General features: G+C 35.3%; 18 protein-coding genes. 7 read left to right on the forward strand and 11 right to left on the reverse strand.

Annotated elements, in window-relative coordinates:
* Window positions 1-90: 90 nt before the first annotated feature.
* The 4 genes from dnaA to NPX36_RS00020 are packed head-to-tail and all read left to right on the forward strand — an operon-like array spanning window position 91 to window position 3,396.
* On the forward strand, window positions 91-1,530 hold the full coding sequence (gene dnaA / locus NPX36_RS00005; RefSeq protein WP_257499401.1) for a chromosomal replication initiator protein DnaA: 1,440 nt from the start codon (window positions 91-93) through the stop codon (window positions 1,528-1,530).
* Window positions 1,530-1,988: a low molecular weight protein-tyrosine-phosphatase gene (locus tag NPX36_RS00010; protein ID WP_257499402.1), complete on the forward strand. Its 459-nt coding sequence runs from the start codon at window positions 1,530-1,532 to the stop codon at window positions 1,986-1,988. Before dnaA ends, NPX36_RS00010 begins: the two co-directional genes overlap by 1 nt.
* A gap of 43 nt (window positions 1,989-2,031) precedes the next feature.
* The gene (locus NPX36_RS00015; protein ID WP_257499403.1) at window positions 2,032-2,673 is read left to right on the forward strand and encodes a hypothetical protein; all 642 of its coding nucleotides are present in this window, start codon (window positions 2,032-2,034) and stop codon (window positions 2,671-2,673) included.
* A 9-nt stretch (window positions 2,674-2,682) separates the two neighbouring features.
* Window positions 2,683-3,396, forward strand: coding sequence for an SAM-dependent methyltransferase (locus tag NPX36_RS00020; protein WP_257499404.1), 714 nt, complete (start codon window positions 2,683-2,685; stop codon window positions 3,394-3,396).
* A gap of 19 nt (window positions 3,397-3,415) precedes the next feature.
* On the opposite strand, the gene NPX36_RS00025 is transcribed toward NPX36_RS00020, so the two are convergent.
* A complete protein-coding gene (locus tag NPX36_RS00025) occupies window positions 3,416-3,727 on the reverse strand; it encodes a DUF6787 family protein (RefSeq protein ID WP_257499405.1) in 312 nt (103 codons plus the stop codon).
* A gap of 34 nt (window positions 3,728-3,761) precedes the next feature.
* Entirely contained in the window at window positions 3,762-4,163 is a 402-nt protein-coding gene (locus NPX36_RS00030) for a DUF6146 family protein (RefSeq protein ID WP_257499406.1), read from the reverse strand.
* Window positions 4,164-4,225: 62 nt separating this feature from the next.
* Between NPX36_RS00030 and prfB the strand changes: the two genes are divergently transcribed.
* Window positions 4,226-5,324, forward strand: a protein-coding gene (gene prfB / locus NPX36_RS00035) for a peptide chain release factor 2 (protein WP_257499407.1) whose coding sequence is annotated in 2 segments (ribosomal slippage) — window positions 4,226-4,288 and window positions 4,290-5,324 — 1,098 coding nt in all. Because the reading frame shifts where the segments join, the coding sequence is not laid out codon by codon here.
* A gap of 39 nt (window positions 5,325-5,363) precedes the next feature.
* On the opposite strand, the gene NPX36_RS00040 is transcribed toward prfB, so the two are convergent.
* On the reverse strand, window positions 5,364-7,994 hold the full coding sequence (locus NPX36_RS00040; protein ID WP_257499408.1) for a valine--tRNA ligase: 2,631 nt from the start codon (window positions 7,992-7,994) through the stop codon (window positions 5,364-5,366).
* Window positions 7,995-8,186: 192 nt separating this feature from the next.
* Here NPX36_RS00040 and NPX36_RS00045 point away from each other — a divergent pair, with 192 nt between their 5' ends.
* Window positions 8,187-8,576: a DUF1573 domain-containing protein gene (locus tag NPX36_RS00045; protein WP_257499409.1), complete on the forward strand. Its 390-nt coding sequence runs from the start codon at window positions 8,187-8,189 to the stop codon at window positions 8,574-8,576.
* A gap of 60 nt (window positions 8,577-8,636) precedes the next feature.
* Here NPX36_RS00045 and NPX36_RS00050 read toward each other — a convergent pair whose 3' ends face one another.
* The 6 genes from NPX36_RS00050 to NPX36_RS00075 form a co-directional block, all read right to left on the reverse strand.
* Complete coding sequence (locus NPX36_RS00050) at window positions 8,637-9,269, reverse strand: DEAD/DEAH box helicase (RefSeq protein ID WP_257499410.1); 633 nt, start codon at window positions 9,267-9,269, stop codon at window positions 8,637-8,639.
* A gap of 5 nt (window positions 9,270-9,274) precedes the next feature.
* The gene (locus tag NPX36_RS00055; RefSeq protein ID WP_257499411.1) at window positions 9,275-10,438 is read right to left on the reverse strand and encodes a sigma-54-dependent transcriptional regulator; all 1,164 of its coding nucleotides are present in this window, start codon (window positions 10,436-10,438) and stop codon (window positions 9,275-9,277) included.
* 2 nt (window positions 10,439-10,440) lie between these two features.
* Window positions 10,441-11,730: an ABC transporter permease gene (locus NPX36_RS00060; protein ID WP_257499412.1), complete on the reverse strand. Its 1,290-nt coding sequence runs from the start codon at window positions 11,728-11,730 to the stop codon at window positions 10,441-10,443.
* Complete coding sequence (locus tag NPX36_RS00065; RefSeq protein WP_257499413.1) at window positions 11,730-12,653, reverse strand: ABC transporter ATP-binding protein; 924 nt, start codon at window positions 12,651-12,653, stop codon at window positions 11,730-11,732. Before NPX36_RS00065 ends, NPX36_RS00060 begins: the two co-directional genes overlap by 1 nt.
* A gap of 140 nt (window positions 12,654-12,793) precedes the next feature.
* Complete coding sequence (dnaJ, locus tag NPX36_RS00070; protein ID WP_257499414.1) at window positions 12,794-13,915, reverse strand: molecular chaperone DnaJ; 1,122 nt, start codon at window positions 13,913-13,915, stop codon at window positions 12,794-12,796.
* Window positions 13,916-13,924: 9 nt separating this feature from the next.
* Window positions 13,925-14,458: a nucleotide exchange factor GrpE gene (locus tag NPX36_RS00075; protein ID WP_257499415.1), complete on the reverse strand. Its 534-nt coding sequence runs from the start codon at window positions 14,456-14,458 to the stop codon at window positions 13,925-13,927.
* A gap of 178 nt (window positions 14,459-14,636) precedes the next feature.
* On the opposite strand from NPX36_RS00075, the gene NPX36_RS00080 reads away from it, so the two are divergent.
* Complete coding sequence (locus NPX36_RS00080) at window positions 14,637-15,299, forward strand: YceI family protein (RefSeq protein WP_257499416.1); 663 nt, start codon at window positions 14,637-14,639, stop codon at window positions 15,297-15,299.
* A gap of 209 nt (window positions 15,300-15,508) precedes the next feature.
* Here NPX36_RS00080 and NPX36_RS00085 read toward each other — a convergent pair whose 3' ends face one another.
* On the reverse strand, window positions 15,509-16,705 hold the full coding sequence (locus tag NPX36_RS00085) for a pyridoxal phosphate-dependent aminotransferase (protein ID WP_257499417.1): 1,197 nt from the start codon (window positions 16,703-16,705) through the stop codon (window positions 15,509-15,511).
* 132 nt (window positions 16,706-16,837) lie between these two features.
* Window positions 16,838-18,085, reverse strand: a complete 1,248-nt coding sequence (locus NPX36_RS00090) for a T9SS type A sorting domain-containing protein (RefSeq protein WP_257499418.1) — start codon at window positions 18,083-18,085, stop codon at window positions 16,838-16,840.
* Window positions 18,086-18,160: the final 75 nt, after the last annotated feature.

Genomic DNA, 18,160 nt, shown 5'->3' on the forward strand with positions numbered 1-18,160 from the left:
GATGATTTTTATTCACATATTTGTAAACGTAAATGTGTTTTATGTAACTCTCTAAAACACTATTATTAAACACTATTATCTTTAATAAAAATGCTTGACTATACACAAGAAACCGCAATATCTGTTTGGAATCGTTGTCTTCAATACATAAAAGACAACATTGGCGATCAGGCGTTCAAAACTTGGTTTGAACCAATTGAGGCTATTGAGTTAACAGAAAATGCTTTGTATATTCAAGTTCCTAGCAAATTCTTCTACGAATGGTTAGAAGAACATTATGTAAAGGTATTAAAATCTGCATTAACTAAGGAACTTGGTCCTAAAGCAAAGTTATTGTATAAAATTAAAATGGAAAATACTTCGGGAACCAAACAACCGTTCACCGAACAATTACCTAGTACGCAGAGAGAGCCTGTTAAAACGCAGGAGTTAGATGTTCCTGTGCAAACCAAAAACCCCGAATTAAAAAATCCGTTTGTAATTCCTGGCATACGAAATGTTAAGATTGAATCGCAACTAAATTCTAACTACAGTTTTGATAACTTTTTGGAAGGCGAATCGAACCGTTTGGCACGCAGTGCAGGTATGGCTGTTGCCAACAAACCCGGCGGAACCGCTTTTAACCCGTTGTTGATTTACGGAGGTGTTGGCTTAGGAAAAACACACTTGGCGCACGCAATTGGAGTAGAAATTAAAGAGAAACATCCAGAAAAAACGGTTTTATATATTTCAGCCGAAGTTTTCACGCAGCAATATGTGGATTCGGTTAGAAAACAAACACGCAACGATTTCATTTATTTTTATCAATTAATTGACGTATTAATTGTTGATGATATCCAATTTTTATCTGGAAAATCGGGTACGCAAGATGTATTTTTCCATATTTTCAACTATCTGCATCAAAACGGAAAACAAGTTATTTTAACTTCAGACAAAGCACCCGTTGACATGCAAGATATTGAACAACGCTTGTTATCAAGATTCAAATGGGGGCTTTCAGCAGAAATTATGCATCCCGATTTTGAAACACGTGTGAATATTTTAAAGAATATTTTATACCGCGATGGAGTTGAAATTCCAAACGATGTGGTGGAATATGTTGCAAAGCATGTTAAAACAAATGTTCGCGAATTAGAAGGTGCAATCATTTCGTTAATTGCTCAATCTTCTTTCAATAAAAAAGAAGTAACAATAGAACTTGCGAAAAATGTAATTGAAAAATTCGTTAAAAACATACGCAAAGAAATTTCGATTGATTACATTCAAAAAATTGTATCCGATTATTTTGATTTAGATATTGAAACACTATGTTCCAAATCACGCAAGCGAAACATTGTGCAAGCAAGACAATTGGCCATGTTTTTTGCAAAAAAATACACCAAATCATCATTGGCAAATATAGGCTCACAAATAGGTGATCGCGACCATGCAACGGTTTTACATGCTTGCAAAACGGTTGATAATTTATTGGAAACCGACAAAGAGTTTAAAGTACATTTTGAAGATATCAACAAAAAATTATCTATGTAATGGCCAAAATTTTAATGGTTTGTTTAGGAAATATTTGTAGATCGCCCTTGGCTGAGGGTATTTTAAAATCTAAGCTAAATTCTGATCGGTTTATAGTAGATTCTGCTGGAACAGGCGCTTGGCATTCGGGTGAATTACCCGACAAACGCTCAATTGCTGTTGCAAAAAAGTATGGTGTGGATTTAACTACCCAACGTGCAAGACAATTTACTTTAGAGGATTTTGACAACTTTGATTATATCTATGTGATGGATCAAAGCAACTATAAAAATGTGTGCCGCTTGGCTCCTACAAACGAAGCAATTAACAAAGTGCAGTTTATTTTAAATGAATTGTATCCCGACCAAAACAAAGAAGTTCCCGATCCATATTACGGGGGCGACAATGGTTTTGAGGATGTTTATAATATGCTGAACGAAGCTTGCGAAAAAATAAAGATAAAATTAGAAAACGCTTAAAGGCGTTTTTTTATATTTCTATGATAATTCATGGTTATTGATTATGAAAAAATATTTTTCTTTTACAATAGATTTTAAATTATTATTTCCCCTAATAATAACCTTTGTTTTATTCACAATTATAGGAACAGTTTCACACGAAACTGGTCATTACATAGCAGCAAAAATTGTAGGTTTAGACGCCATTGTACATTATGGTTCAACAAGCATAATTATTCCTGATGATTTTGATGGTATTATTACCAAATCAGAGCTTTTTTTAGTCACTTTAGGTGGTCCTTTACAAACTATTTTTACAGGAACGCTTGGATTATTACTTTTACTTTACAATCGAAAAAAAATTATATACCTAAGAAATATAAAAATTATTCACTGGTTTTATATTTTTCTTTCTTTATTTTGGTTACGACAAACATTTAACTTTATTACTTTAATAACAAAGTATTTCATAAAAGGACGTTACTCAAAACAAATGGACGAGATAAAACTTGCTCGTAATATAGATATACATGATTTTAGTATTTTAATACCAACTGCATTCATCGGATTATTAGTAGCGTTTTATATTATTTTTAAATACATTCCATACAACCAAAGATTTACATTTATTATTTCAGGACTAATCGGAGGAATTTTAGGTTTTTATTTCTGGTTGATTTTATTTGGAAAGCATATACTTCCTTAATTATATTTTATGACAACATTAGGCACCTTATATTTAATTCCTGTAATGTTAGGCGATACAGCAGCTAACGAAGTTTTACCAGCAAGTGTAATGCGTACGGTTTCGCTAATTGACGATTATGTTGTGGAAAACAGCAAAGTTGCCCGCAAGTTTATTAAAGCAATTGATCCGGAAAAAGTTCAGGCTAGTTTAAATTTGTTTGAACTGAACAAACATACCGATGCCAAAGAACTAAAAACATTTATTCAGCCCTTATTGGAAGGAAAAAACATGGGATTAATGAGCGATGCCGGTTGCCCAGGTGTTGCAGATCCGGGTGCAGTGATTGTGGCTATGGCACATGAAAAAGGCATAAAAGTGGTGCCGCTTACAGGACCGTCATCCATTCTACTTTCGTTGATGGGTTCGGGTATGAACGGACAATCGTTTACTTTTAACGGATACCTTCCTATTGATAAATCTGATAAAAAAACCATGTTGAAAAATTTGGAAAAATGGTCGTTTGAAAGAAACCAATCGCAACTTTTTATTGAAACGCCTTATCGAAACAATCAATTGATGGAAGAAATGGTTCAAACATTGCATCCAAACACTTCGCTGTGCGTTGCGTGCGACTTAACATTACCCAAAGAAATCATGCTTACCAAACCAGTCAGTTTCTGGAAAAAACATAAAATAGATTTGCACAAACGTCCGTGTATCTTTATCATTCATAAAAAATAAGCAAAACATAAAGTTTTGCTTATTTTTTTATTCCATATAAAAATCCTAACCGCATACGGATGAGCATTTTTTTTACAAAATTCCAGAAAAACTTATGTTGCCCAAATAAGGTTCCTATGATAATCAATAAAACCTTGTAAACAGGCAAAATTAAAATTAATGACAACGGCCAATAGATCAACGGGTGCAAACTTTCTTTTGTAATACCAATCATTTCTAAAATAGGTCTTGTAATATAAGCCGAAGTGCTTCCGGTTATAGCAAAAACCACCAAAATTATAATAAATTGAAAATTAGAAGTTATTCCCCACTTTTCCTTTAATGATGCCATAGTGCAATTATTTCTCGTTGCAAATTTACATTATTTAATCTAATTTTAAATTATTCATCCGTTGATAATACAACAAATAGTGGTACAGCATATAATTCACTTCATATCCATAATGCGTTTGGTTGTTGTAATCAATTGTATAATCAATTCCGCTGTTTGGTTGCAGTGCTTTCGCATTCCATTGCTGCACCCATCTTCGGTTTTTGTTTTCTAAATAATCTATCGAATAATGACCTTTTGGCATGCGATTAGTATTAAACCACCGCTCAAAACCATTATCCATAATAATTACTTCATACTCTAAATCGGGGTTTGAAAGTGTTACTTTTCCATTTTCAATCTTAGTTGCACTTTTGTCAGCCCCTGTTTTGGTTTGAGCCACGCAGCCCATCATTCCAAAAAATATCATATATAAATACCAATGCCACTTTTTCATTTTTTTATTGTTTAAGATAGATGTACATTTGTTTTTATAAATCTAACAAAAATCATACAAAAATGGTTACAACAGATCAAATAAAAGGTCTTATTGATCGCCTTGGTGCGTTAAGGAGGTATCTTTGACATCGATCAGAAATTAATTGAGATACAAAACGAAGAAGAAAAAACATTTGATCCTGATTTTTGGAACAATGCCAAAGAAGCCGAAATCATTGTTAGAAATATTCGTTCAAAAAAGAAATGGGTAGAAGGTTATCAAAGTGCCGAAACCAATCTCGAAGAGCTTCAAATTTTGATTGAGTTTTTTAATGAAGGTGATGTTTCGGAAGAAGAAGTTCAAAATCAATACGAAAAAACAGTAGCGATTGTTGAAGATTTAGAGTTTAGAAACATGCTTTCAGACGAGGGCGACAGCATGAGTGCGGTTTTGCAAATTACTGCCGGTGCTGGTGGAACCGAAAGTTGTGATTGGGCTGCCATGCTTATGCGAATGTATTTAATGTGGGGCGAAAAAAACGGTTACAAAATTAAAGAACTGAATTTTCAGGAAGGCGATGTGGCTGGAATAAAAACAGTTACCTTAGAGTTTGAAGGCGAATTTTCGTTTGGTTACTTAAAAGGTGAAAACGGCGTGCATCGTTTGGTTCGAATTTCTCCGTTTGATAGCAATGCAAAGCGCCACACTTCATTTGCTTCGGTATATGTATATCCATTGGCAGATGATACGATTGAAATTGAAATCAATCCATCTGATATTTCATGGGAAACCATGCGCTCTTCAGGTGCTGGCGGACAGAACGTAAATAAAGTGGAAACGGCGGTACGTTTACGCCACCACCCAACGGGAATTATTATCGAGAATTCGGAAACACGATCGCAGCTCGACAATAAAACCAAAGCCATGCAGTTGCTTAAATCACAATTGTACGAAATTGAGTTAAAGAAACGTCAGGCGAAACGCGATGAAATCGAAGCCAACAAAATGAAAATTGAATGGGGTTCGCAAATCAGAAATTATGTGATGCATCCATACAAATTGGTAAAAGATGTGCGCACACAGTTTGAAACCAGCGATGTGGACAATGTAATGAATGGCGGTATTGATCCGTTCTTAAAAGCCTATTTGATGATGATGGGGCAAAAAGACACCGAATAATTTTTATAAAAAAACCAGCTAAAAAGCTGGTTTTTTTGTTTATTGTAATGTTGCCAAACTTTGTTCTAAAGTAGCAATTTTGGCTAAAGCATCTGCTTCTTTTTTACGCTCATTTGCAATTACTTGCTCTGGTGCGCCCGAAACAAATTTTTCGTTTGACAATTTTGCTTGAACTGATCGTAAAAATCCTTGCAAATACGTCAATTCTTCTTCTATTTTTTTTACCTCTTCATCGATATTAACCGTTCCTGAAACAGGAATAAAATACTCGTTTGAATGTACACGGTATGATAAAGCACCAGAAACTGATTCGTTTACATATTCTAAAGCCGAGACGTTTCCTAATTTCTTAATAACTTCATCAAAAGCTTTAGAAGTATTTTCTTTATTTATTACTTTTAATTCAATGGCTTCTTTAAACGAAATATTTTTGTTTTTGCGAATGGTTCTTATACCTGAAATTACATCCGCAGCAAAATCAAAATCATTGATTAATTCTTCGTTAAAAGTTTTTATAGTTGGCCATTCTGAAACAATTAAAGCTTGTTCAGGTGTTCTTTCCGTAATGTGTTGCCAAATTTCTTCGGTTAAGAAAGGCATAAACGGATGCAACAATTTTAGATTTGCTTCTAACATTTCAATTGCTTTGTGGAATGTTTGGCGATCAATTGGTTGTTGGTATCCAGGTTTTATCATTTCTAAAAACCATGAACAAAAATCGTCCCAAACCAATTTGTAAATAGCCATTAAAGCATCTGAAATTCTGTATTTTTCAAAATTATCTTCAATCTCTAATAAAGTTTTTTGCAATTTTGCTTCATACCAATCAATAGCTATTTTAGACGATTGTGGTTGTTCTAAATCGGCCACTTCCCAACCTTTTATCAGTCGGAACGCATTCCAAATTTTATTTGCAAACCCTTTTCCTTGATTACACAATTCTTCATCAAACAAAATATCGTTTCCTGCAGAAGAACTTAGCAATAATCCCACACGAACACCATCGGCACCAAATTTTTCAATTAATCCAAGAGGATCAGGAGAGTTTCCTAGCGATTTAGACATTTTTCTGCCTTGTTTGTCGCGAACCAATCCTGTTAAATACACATTCGAAAATGGTTTTTCACCGGTATATTCGTATCCTGCAATAATCATACGTGCCACCCAAAAGAATAAAATATCGGGGCCAGTTACCAAATCGTTGGTAGGGTAATAGTACTTAAATTCTTCGTTTTCTGGATCCATCATACCACCAAAAACCGAAATAGGCCATAACCACGACGAAAACCATGTATCCAACGCGTCCGGATCTTGCTTTAAATGTTGAGTTGTTAACTGCGGATTATTGGTCTTTTCTTTGGCTAATATCAAAGCATCTTCTATATTTTCGGCAACAACAAAATCCTCTTTTCCGTCGCCATAATAATAAGCAGGAATTTGCTGTCCCCACCATAACTGGCGCGAAATATTCCAGTCGCGGATATTGTTTAACCAATGCGCATAAGTATTGTTGAAGCGAGAAGGATATAATTTTACTTCTTCTGACTCTAAAACAGCTTTAATAGCGGGCTTCACCAACTCGTCCATTTTCAAAAACCATTGATCGGACAGTCGGGGTTCTATTACGGCTTTGGTTCGCTCGGATGTGCCTACATTATTAATATGTGTTTCTACTTTTTCCAATGCGCCAATGGTTGCTAATTCTTTCTCAATTTCCTTACGAACTTCAAAGCGGTCTTTTCCTTCGTAATGTAATCCAAATGAGTTTAAAGTAGCGTCTTCATTAAATATATCAATAATTTCCAATCCATGTTTATCACCCAATGCTTTATCGTTCACATCGTGTGCAGGGGTTACTTTTAAACAACCTGTTCCAAATTCCCTATCCACATACTCATCGAAAATGATGGGAATTACACGATCGCAAATAGGCACAATTGCTTTTTTTCCTTTTAGGTGAAAATAACGTTCGTCTTCCGGATGGATGCAAATCGCTGTATCTCCTAAAATGGTTTCAGGCCTTGTGGTGGCAATGATTACAAATTCATTAGAACCTTCGATTTGATATTTTAAATGATACAATTTACCTTGGCGTTCTTCATAAATCACTTCTTCGTCAGACAAGGTTGTTTTTGCTTCAGGATCCCAATTCACCATGCGATATCCGCGGTAAATCATTCCTTTATTATATAAATCAACAAATGACCGAATGACAGAAGCTGACATATCTTCATCCATTGTAAATTTAGTTCTATCCCAATCACATGAACACCCTAATTGTTTGAGTTGTTCTAAAATAGTACCACCGTATTTTTCGGTCCAATCAAATGCGTGTTTTAAAAACTCTTCACGAGTTAAATCTGACTTATTGATGCCTTCTGCTTTTAGCTTAGCTACAACTTTTGCTTCAGTTGCGATAGAAGCATGATCGGTTCCGGGTACCCAACAAGCGTTGAATCCCTTCAAACGAGCGCGGCGAATTAATACATCTTGAATGGTATTGTTCAGCATGTGCCCCATGTGCAAAACCCCGGTTACGTTTGGTGGAGGAATTACTATGGTATAAGGAATTCTATGATCAGGAGTTGATTTAAAATATTGGTTCTGCATCCAGTATGCATACCATTTTTTTTCAACTTGTTGTGCATCAAATTGTGCTGGAATCATCATATAATATTATTTAAATCGTGTTTTATACAACAAAAATACAATAATCTTTAAATAAAATATTACTTAAAGTTTTTTTTGTTAAGTTTGGCACACGTTTTGAAACACATGTTAATGAAATGCAAAAAATAATTATAAATATTTGGATTTCACTTGAAACTAATTAAATTTACATAATTAAAATTATTTAAAACAATGAAAAAATTTTTAGGAATAGTAGCGATGACATTGGTTGGAGCTGCTTCATACGCACAAACTGGTCCAAAAATTGAGTTTAAGGCTGAGAACAATACCATTGATTATGGTACAGTTGTTAAAGGTGTTGACACAGGTGTAAGAACTTTTGAGTTTACAAATACTGGCGATGAGCCTTTGGTTATTACCAACGTACGTTCATCATGTGGTTGTACTGTGCCTTCTAAGCCAGAAGCGCCGATTATGCCTGGAAAATCAGATAAAATTGAAGTGAAATACAACATGAATCCAGGTACAATTTCTAAAACAATTACTGTTGAATCAAACGCTAAAAACGTGGAAGGTGGAACAGTAGCTTTATTTATTAAAGGTAAAGTTGTTGAAAGCTAAAAAACGAATTACTCATAAAAAAGCTGCTTTGTTAACCAAAGCAGCTTTTTTTTTATGTTCTTAATCTACATCTTCTTCAAAATCATCATCAGAAAACCAATAACTGTCTAGCATGGTTTTATCTACAAAAATTTCTAAACGTTCGGTTTCTTGTTGGGTTACATACATTCTTTGGGTTTTACCAATACTTTCTGACAAACGATATAAACGGCTATCGTGTCGCAAACGCAACAGTTCATCGGTATTATTAATAACCAACATTTTTAGCTGATTTACATCGAAACCTGCATTTCCAAACATAAAACTCAGGCGTTCGGGTGTACCAATTAGCACATCAATTCCTAGAGATATTTGATTTTTATCTTCGTCTAAATCGGTTTTATCATGGGTCATGAAAATACGCAAATTGGTATATTTTGCCAATTCTTTAAACAAAGCTTCCATTTCTAACGCCTGCGGTTTATCTTCCACAATTACCAACGCACGCGGCGATAACATAAAGGCTTTTTCTAATCGTTGAATCACCGAAATGGCAATAGCTTCAGCTCTTTCTTCTTGATTTTCTATTACCAAAACCACATCATTACCTGATTTTATGGTTCCGAAAGCTTCTTTAATAACGGCAGGTGCTTCGGTTAAACCTTTTTCGGCTAAAGCTTGCTTTAAATTTGGATTGATTTTTTTTAAATTCATCTTGTTTATTTTGATGCAAACAATTCAACATCTGATTTTGAAATTTCTTTTCCGCCTAAAATAATCAAGCGTTCAACCACATTTCGCAACTCCCGAATATTTCCTGTCCAATCATATTTTTTAAGAAGTTCTATTGCTTCAGTTGAAAAAACTTTTTGTGCACTGCCGTTTTCCTCTGCAATTTTTTTGGTAAAATGTTCAATTAATAACGGAATATCGTCTCTGCGATCATTTAATGCCGGAACTTTTATCAAAATAACAGCCAAACGGTGGTATAAATCTTCCCGAAATCGTCCTTCCTCGATTTCTTTTCGTAGGTCTTTGTTGGTTGCTGCAATTACACGCACATCTACTTTAATATCCTTATCTGCTCCTACTCTGGTAACTACATTTTCTTGTAATGCACGTAGCACTTTGGCTTGTGCCGCCAAGCTCATATCGCCAATTTCATCTAAGAAAATGGTTCCTTTATCGGCTGCTTCAAATTTACCGGCACGGTCTTTAACCGCCGATGTAAATGCGCCTTTTACATGCCCAAACAACTCGCTTTCAATCAGTTCTGACGGAATTGCCGCACAGTTTACTTCAATCAAAGGAAATTGTGCCCGGTTGCTTTTTTCATGCAAATTATGAGCTACTAATTCTTTTCCTGTTCCGTTTGGTCCGGTAATCAACACGCGGGCATCGGTTTCGGCTACCTTATCAACCATATCTTTTATCTGTTGAATGGGTTCACTTTCGCCAATCATTTGGTAGTTTTTGCTTACTTTTTTCTTTAAGCGCTTGTTCTCTACTGCCAATGATTTATTGTCTAACGCATTGCGAACAGTTGTAAGTAATCGGTTTAAATCAGGTGGTTTGGATATATAATCAAATGCACCCAAACGCATGGTATTAACCGCTGTTTCTAAATCGCCATGACCATAAATCATGATGAATGTAGATTCAGGTTTTATTTTTTTTGCTTCTTGCAACACTTCTTCTCCATCTTTTTTTGGCATTTTAATATCGCAAATCACCAAATCAAAATCTTCGTTTTTTATTTTCTCTAAACCTTCTTCACCATCGGCTGCTTCGGTCACCGAATAACTATCGTTTTCTTCTGCCAATATTTTTGATAATACTCTGCGGATGGAAGCTTCGTCTTCTATAATTAAAATTTTAGCCATATTTAATATTTAAGCCATTTTACAAGTTCTTTCCATGTGGGTTTTTTGCCGTACATTAAAATTCCTACACGATAAATTTTCGACGCCACCCAAACAATAGCTATAAAGGTAGCAAATAATAGTGCAATTGAAAGTGCAATTTGCCAAAAAGGTACACCAAACGGAATGCGCATAAGCATTACGATGGGCGATGTGAGCGGAATCATGGAGAAAATAGTGGCTACCGTGCCGTGGGGCTCGTTCATTACTGTGAAAAAGCCAATGTAAACGCCCAACATTAACGGCATAATCACTGGAAACATAAACTGCTGTGTATCGGTTTCGTTATCAACTGCTGCGCCGATTGCTGCATACAAAGAGCTGTACAAAAAGTAGCCGCCAATGAAATATATTAGGAAATAAATCAGCATACTTATTAATGGCAATTTTAAAAGTTCGGTAAAATATACTTGAATATCGGCTAATTTCGATGCTTCCATAGCCACTTCTGTGGTTGGAGTAGAAGTGTGTAAACCAAATACAAAGTTTGCAATTATTAATAAAATACCGCCAACAATTGCCCAAATTACAAACTGTAAAATTCCGGCCAAAGTGGTTCCGATGATTTTCCCCATCATTAGTTGGATGGGTTTGATGGATGAAATGATAATTTCGATGATGCGACTTGTTTTTTCTTCAATCACACTGCGCATGACCATATTTCCATAAATAATAATGAACATCATAATTAAATATCCAAATACAGATCCAATAATTACTTTCATTTCGTTTAAACCTTTAATCGTTTCTTCGCCCGATGCTTTGGTAAGATGCATGGTTACATCGATTTTTGATTGATCAAGCAAAACGGTATCAACGCCTTTATTGGTTAAGTTTTTCCGCATTAGTTTTTCTGAAAGCTTTGATTCGATATTTGCGATAAATCCAAAACTGGGGCTTTCTTCTGAAACATATTCAATGGCGTTTTCATACGCTTTTAAATCTTCTTTTTTGGGAATAAACAAAACACCTTCGTAATTTGCCTGCGAAACGCTGTCTTTTAATATTTTTGGATCAATTTTGGAAACATCGTGGTATTTATAGCTTTCGGAATTTTTAAATTCGTTTACAAACATTCCGCTTTCATCGTGAATTCCAATATGTTTCACCTCGGTTTTCATGGAACTTAAATAGCCAATTAATGCAGCAACTGCTACAAAAATAAGTGGACTTACGAAGGTCATTATAATAAATGATTTATTTCGCACTTTGGAAATAAATTCTCTTTTGATAATTAAAGATAAAACGCCCATTAGTTATTGGTTACAGTTTGAATAAAAATGTCGTTGATACTCGGTATTTTTTCAGAAAAATGAGTGATTTGACCAAATGGCAGCACATCATTTAACAACTCGTTTGCTGATCGATCATGAAGTTTTACAGATAATTTTAAATCGTTGTCTAATGATTTAAAGAAAGTTTCTTCTACTTGATATTTAGCTCTTAGAAAATCTTTTAATTGATTGGGATTTAAAGCATTTATTCCTAAATCGTAGGTGTTGGAACGATACTCTTTTTTAATATCGACCACCGAACCATCTAACAATTTATTAGATTTATGAATCAAGGCTATTTCATCGCACATTTCCTCAACGCTTTCCATGCGGTGTGTGGAAAAAATAATGGTGCTGCCTTTTTGTTTTAATTCAAGAATTTCGTCTTTAATAATATTAGCGTTTACAGGGTCAAATCCAGAGAATGGTTCATCAAAAATCAATAATTTAGGTTGATGCAATACAGTTACCACAAACTGAATTTTCTGTGCCATTCCTTTTGAAAGTTCTTGAATTTTTTTGTTCCACCAGTCTCCAATTTCTAATTTTTCAAACCAATATTTTAATTGCTTTTTGGCTTCGTCTTTAGAAATTCCTTTTAATTGCGCCAAATACAAAGCCTGCTCGCCCACTTTCATACTTTTATACAAACCGCGTTCTTCGGGCATATAACCAATATTTTTTACATGGTGAGAACTTAATTTTTCGCCGTCGAGCAAAATTTCGCCACCATCCGGAAACGTAATTTGATTGATAATGCGTATTAATGAAGTTTTTCCGGCACCGTTTGGACCCAACAATCCGAAAACACTACCCTTAGGAATGGCTAATGAAACGTTGTTTAAAGCGGTTTTATCGCCGTACTTTTTAACAACATTATTTACCTGTAAAATATGATTCATGATTTTTTAAAAATTAGTACAAATATACGAAGTAGTTAAAAAAAACCCATCCTTGTTTGCACAAGGATGGGAAAAATTGCTATGAAAAAGAAAATCCACCGTTTTATAAGTGTAATACAAAACTAAAAAACATTTTTTAATTACGAAAACATTTCTTTTACTTTTTCAAAAAAACTTTTATCTCCTTTTTGAGGATGTGGCACAAAATTTTCGTCTTCTTTCATTTTTTCAAAGAATTCTCTTTGTTCTTTTGTTAATTTCTTAGGCGTCCAAACATTGATATGTATTAAGAAATCACCATTTCCATAACCGTTTAAACTTGGTAAACCCTTGCCCTTTAAACGCAAAATTTTTCCCGACTGAATACCTTCTTCAATCTTTATACGTACTTTTCCATTTACGGTATCAACCTCTTTAGATCCACCTAAAACTGCATCGGCAATGTTTAGGTATAAATCATAATGTATGTTTTCGCCTTCGCGCTTTAAAAATTCATGTTCCACTTCTTCAATAGCAACAATTAAATCGCCGGGAATGCTATTGGCCCCCGGAGCATCGTTTCCTTTGCCCGAAACTTTTAACTGAATACCATCTGAAACACCCGCAGGTATTTTAATTGATACGGTTTCTTCTGCAGTTACCATTCCGTCTGCATCAGCGCCTTGCGGTTTTTTATCAATTGTTTGTCCTGAACCTTGACAAGTAGGACAAGGTGAAGAAGTTTGCATACGTCCTAAAATGGTATTTTGCACGCGCATCACCTGACCAGAACCATTACAAGTTCCACAGGTTTTATACGAAACGCCATCGGCTTGTACTTTGCGTTTTACTTTTACTTTTTTCTCTACACCGTTTGCAATATCTTCTAAAGTAAGTTTAACTTTTATGCGCAAATTAGAACCTTTTACACGGCGCTGACCGCCACCGCCAAAGCCACCAAATCCGCCAAAGCCACCGAAACCGCTACCGAAGATATCGCCAAATTGACTAAAAATATCTTCCATATTATTAAAACCGCCGCCGCCAAAACCGCCAGCACCTTCAAAAGCAGCATGACCGTATTGATCGTAGCGTGCTTTTTTATCAGGGTCGCTTAAAACTTCGTAGGCTTCTGCAGCTAGTTTAAAATTTTCTTCGGCTTCTTTGTCGCCCGGGTTTTTGTCGGGGTGAAACTCTATCGCTTTTTTGCGGTATGCTTTTTTAATAGCGCTTGCATCGGCACTTTTATCAATACCTAATATTTCGTAATAATCTTTCTTCATTGTAGTTTTTTATTGACCTATAACAACTTTTGGAAAGCGGATGATTTTCTCTCCTAATTTATATCCTTTTTCAATCACATCGACCACTTTTCCTTTTAAATCGTCACCAGCTGGGATTTGTGTTACTGCTTCTGCGCTGTCTGCATCAAAAGCATCGCCTGGATTTATTTCTACCAAACTTAATCCTTTTGCCGACAAATTGTCACGCAACTTTGTTGCTATTAAATTAAAACCTGTCAAATGTTCGCTTTCGCCCAGTTTTTCCATCTGTGAAATGGCTCTGTCGAAATCGTCTAAAACAGGTAAAATTCCTTTCATAACATCTTCGCTTGCTGTTGCAAACAATTCAATACGTTCGCGTGCAGTTCGCTTTCTAAAATTTTCAAATTCTGCAAAAAGTCTTAGAAACTTGTCTTTTTCGGCAACCAACTGCTCTTGTAACTGTTCTGTTTCAGACAATTGCTCGGTTGTATCTGCTGGTTCATTTGCTATTTCTTGTGCAGCATTTTGCTGTATGTTTTCTTTCAATTCTTCGTTTTCCATTGTTCATTACTATTACTATCATCTCTTTTTAAACAAATTTAAAGCCATTGTTGTATTTTAGACAAATTGGCAGGAAACTGCAAAATTAATCTATATTAAGAAATAACCACTGCATGCATTTTTATGTTTTTGATAATAGATTTTAAATATCTTTGCAATACAAATTAATAATTTAATTATGAAAAAAAATGTATTTGCATTAGTTGCTTTGGCAGCTTTATCATTAACGGCTTGTAAAAAAGAAAACACAACTGTTGAAACAGATGCAGTTGAAACTACTACAACAGCAGCAGATGCTGTAGCATATAACGCAAATGTTGCGGAATCTAAAATTGACTGGGTAGGAAGCAAATTATCGGGTGATCAACACACTGGAACAATTGCTTTGAAAGAAGGTTCTGTGTTAGTTGCAAACAACGCTGTAACTGGTGGTAAATTCACTATTGATATGAATTCTATCACTGTTACCGATTTAACTGATGCTGAAAAGAAAGCTGGTTTAGAAGGTCACTTAAAAGGTGCTACTGCTGAAAACGCTGACCACTTCTTTAATGTTTCTAAATACCCAACGGCAGTTTTTGAAATTACAAAAGTTGCTGAAGAAAACGGTAAACAAATGGTGGAAGGTAACTTAACTATTAAAGAAACTACTCACGGAATTAAATTCCCTGCTGCTATTACTGTGACGGAAGGTGATGTTACAATTGCATCAGACGAATTTGAAATTGACAGAACAAAATGGGCTGTTAATTACAGTTCTGGATCGGTTTTTAAAGATTTAGGCGATAAAGTAATTAACGATAACATTAAATTGAAAATTAATGTTAAAGCAACAAAATAATCAAGTTTATATAGCTTAAATAAAAATCCCGAAGTGAAAACTTCGGGATTTTTTATGGTATATTGATTCTTCTTAATCTTTAAAAAAAAGTTTTTTATCTTTTTGTTATTCCGACGGTAAGGAGAATCTTTAAAAATGAGATTGCTATGCCAGTTCGCAAGCTTGGGTCTTCCCTACACTCTGTTTTGTTTAGAATGGTAGGAAATTCTTTATTGCTCTTTTAAAACCTCTTTTATGCGTTTAAATGCTTCTGTTAAAATCTCTTCGCTGGTGGCATATGACAAGCGAATACAGTTTGGATTTCCGAATGCTGCACCGGTAACAGTTGCCACGTTTGCATATTCTAATAAATACAAAGCCAAATCATCAGCATCTTTAATCAATGTGCCATTTAATGTTTTTCCAAAGAAATACGAAACATCAGGGAACACATAAAAAGCTCCTTCTGGCTCGTTTACTTTTAATCCGGGAATATCGTTTACCAATTTCATTACCAAATCGCGGCGTTTGTGAAAAGCATCTACCATATATTTTATTTCGGAAGGATCTGCTTCTAATGCTGCAATAGTTGCCCGCTGTGCAATAGAGTTTGCGCCGCTGGTTACTTGCCCTTGCAATTTGGTACAAGCTTTGGCAATAAACTCTGGTGCGCCAATGTATCCAATTCGCCAGCCCGTCATGGCAAAAGCTTTTGCAACGCCGTTTACGGTGATTGTTCGATCAAACATACCCGGGATAGACCCAATACTGCAATAGGTTCCTGAAAAATTAATGTGTTCATAAATTTCATCAGAAACTACATATATTTGTTCATGGTTTTTTAACACTTCTACCAAACCGGTAAGCTCTTCTTTACTATAAACCGATCCCGATGGATTACAAGGCGAACTAAACCACATCATTTTGGTTTTTGGAGTAATTGCTTCTTGCAACTGGGCAGCTGTGATTTTGAAATCGGTAGCTACAGAAGTGGGAACAACCACAGGAATACCACCTGCCATTTTGATGATTTCATAATAACTAACCCAATAAGGCGCTGGTAAAATCACCTCATCGCCCTCGTTAATCATTGCTTGGGCGATATTATACAACGATTGTTTGGCACCTGTTGAAACCACAATATTTGCAGGTTGATAGGTTAATCCGTTATCGCGTTGAAACTTTTTTATAATGGCTTGTTTTAATTCCAAATATCCGTCAACTGGTGGATAAGTGCTCCAATTTTCATCGATAGCCGTTTTGGCTGCTTCTTTAATAAAGTCTGGAGTATTAAAATCGGGTTCGCCCAAACTTAAACTGATAATGTCTTTGCCCAATGCAGTTAATTCACGAGCTTTTGCAGCCATTGCCAAGGTTTGTGAAACCGATAAATTGTTTATTCGATCTGATAACGCGTTTACACTCATTTTTATCCTATTTTATAGTATCAAAGGTAACGATATTGCTACACATTTTACTTATGATTTTCTGATTTTTAACATATTTCTAATATCTTCCGAGAACTTATCGACACACTTGAAGAACTAAATCAAAAATTGCTATTTTTTAATGAATTTTAAGGTGGATGCATGGGCATTGGTTTTAACAAAATAAATGCCAGCTGCCCAATGTTCGATATTGATCACAATAGATGATTGATTGTTTACTGCCACGGTTTCAACCATCTGCCCTACTGCATTGTACACATACAATTTTGTTGGCACCATCGCTTTAGAAGAATCTATTCCCAAAACTATTTCTTTATCATGCACATTCGCAGATTCAAACCAAATAGTTGGTTTTAAAACCTGAGTACTTCGCGACAAGCTTTCGTTGAGCTGAAATTGCATCACAACCGGTAAATGATCACTCATATTATAAAGATTATTGCGGAGATTTTGCGAAAAAATTCCAGAGCAATCGGTATCGTTTACGCTTTTATCAAAACAGTTTCCATTGTTTCCAAAAGCTTTGTAAGTGTCTGTAACATAAGCTAAACGGGTGCTGGTGTTAAAATTTTCGCTCATCATAATGAAATCAAAGCGATCATCTAAACCGCCCGATGCGCCCGCGTTTGCACCACCACCAAAACCTGCATTTGATACTCTTGTGCTTTGAGTGTGTAAATAACTAAAGGCAGCATTGTTTTGCCAAGTTCCGGGTGCATTTATTGGATCGATCAATTGTATGGCATTCGCAGGGTTTAAAATTTCTTGATAGCCCGGCTCAGTGGCTCTGTAAAAATTAAAATCGCCCGCAAAAAGTACAAAAGTATCGGGTTGGGTTAAATTTTGTAACTGCTGAGTAACTGCTTGCACCATTTGCAGACGGGTTTGTTGGTTGGCAGTGCCGGTACTTGATTTTAAATGTGCCACAAAAACTTCTAAATAAATAGGATTATTACTGGCTACATTTATTTTAAAAGAATATTGGTTGATGTCGCGATAAACCGTTGGAAGTTTTTGCTGTGATACCAAAGTAAGTTTTCGGGTATTGTAAAAAACCATTGTTTGCAGCGGGTCTGCCGGGTCAGATAAATCGGGGGTAAACAATGCGCGTGCGAAAGGATCGGTTTGGTTTTGCAGCGATGTGTTTAAAATTAAATCGGCGGCATTTTCGGTTGCCAATTCACACACCATGAATAAATCGGGTTGGTATTCATCTAAAATATCCTTTAAAATAAGTTGACGGTTTTGCGGCAACGAATTAGGAAATTTAAACAAATTGTAGAACATTGCGTTGATTGTTTCTTGCGAAAACCCGCACAACGAAACACATAAAAAAAGAAGTGTAATTGTTTTTCTCATATTGCCCAAGTTTAAAAAAAGGAATGAAATCTATGTAACCGATAGGTTATTAAAAAAATAAATTCATTCAAAATT

Source organism: Paenimyroides aestuarii (assembly GCF_024628805.1).
Classification (GTDB): domain Bacteria; phylum Bacteroidota; class Bacteroidia; order Flavobacteriales; family Flavobacteriaceae; genus Flavobacterium; species Flavobacterium aestuarii_A.

Excerpts from the sequence above, each read along its gene's own strand:
- NPX36_RS00080 (WP_257499416.1), top strand. The coding sequence starts at position 14,637 with ATGAAAAAAAATGTATTTGCATTAGTTGCTTTGGCAGCTTTATCATTA.
- NPX36_RS00065 (WP_257499413.1), bottom strand. The coding sequence starts at position 12,653 with ATGAATCATATTTTACAGGTAAATAATGTTGTTAAAAAGTACGGCGAT.
- dnaA (WP_257499401.1), top strand. The coding sequence starts at position 91 with ATGCTTGACTATACACAAGAAACCGCAATATCTGTTTGGAATCGTTGT.
- NPX36_RS00085 (WP_257499417.1), bottom strand. The coding sequence starts at position 16,705 with ATGAGTGTAAACGCGTTATCAGATCGAATAAACAATTTATCGGTTTCA.
- NPX36_RS00075 (WP_257499415.1), bottom strand. The coding sequence starts at position 14,458 with ATGGAAAACGAAGAATTGAAAGAAAACATACAGCAAAATGCTGCACAA.
- NPX36_RS00090 (WP_257499418.1), bottom strand. The coding sequence starts at position 18,085 with ATGAGAAAAACAATTACACTTCTTTTTTTATGTGTTTCGTTGTGCGGG.
- NPX36_RS00040 (WP_257499408.1), bottom strand. The coding sequence starts at position 7,994 with ATGATGATTCCAGCACAATTTGATGCACAACAAGTTGAAAAAAAATGG.
- NPX36_RS00015 (WP_257499403.1), top strand. The coding sequence starts at position 2,032 with ATGAAAAAATATTTTTCTTTTACAATAGATTTTAAATTATTATTTCCC.
- NPX36_RS00010 (WP_257499402.1), top strand. The coding sequence starts at position 1,530 with ATGGCCAAAATTTTAATGGTTTGTTTAGGAAATATTTGTAGATCGCCC.
- NPX36_RS00045 (WP_257499409.1), top strand. The coding sequence starts at position 8,187 with ATGAAAAAATTTTTAGGAATAGTAGCGATGACATTGGTTGGAGCTGCT.
- NPX36_RS00055 (WP_257499411.1), bottom strand. The coding sequence starts at position 10,438 with ATGGCTAAAATTTTAATTATAGAAGACGAAGCTTCCATCCGCAGAGTA.
- NPX36_RS00030 (WP_257499406.1), bottom strand. The coding sequence starts at position 4,163 with ATGAAAAAGTGGCATTGGTATTTATATATGATATTTTTTGGAATGATG.
- NPX36_RS00060 (WP_257499412.1), bottom strand. The coding sequence starts at position 11,730 with ATGGGCGTTTTATCTTTAATTATCAAAAGAGAATTTATTTCCAAAGTG.
- dnaJ (WP_257499414.1), bottom strand. The coding sequence starts at position 13,915 with ATGAAGAAAGATTATTACGAAATATTAGGTATTGATAAAAGTGCCGAT.
- NPX36_RS00020 (WP_257499404.1), top strand. The coding sequence starts at position 2,683 with ATGACAACATTAGGCACCTTATATTTAATTCCTGTAATGTTAGGCGAT.
- NPX36_RS00025 (WP_257499405.1), bottom strand. The coding sequence starts at position 3,727 with ATGGCATCATTAAAGGAAAAGTGGGGAATAACTTCTAATTTTCAATTT.
- NPX36_RS00050 (WP_257499410.1), bottom strand. The coding sequence starts at position 9,269 with ATGAATTTAAAAAAAATCAATCCAAATTTAAAGCAAGCTTTAGCCGAA.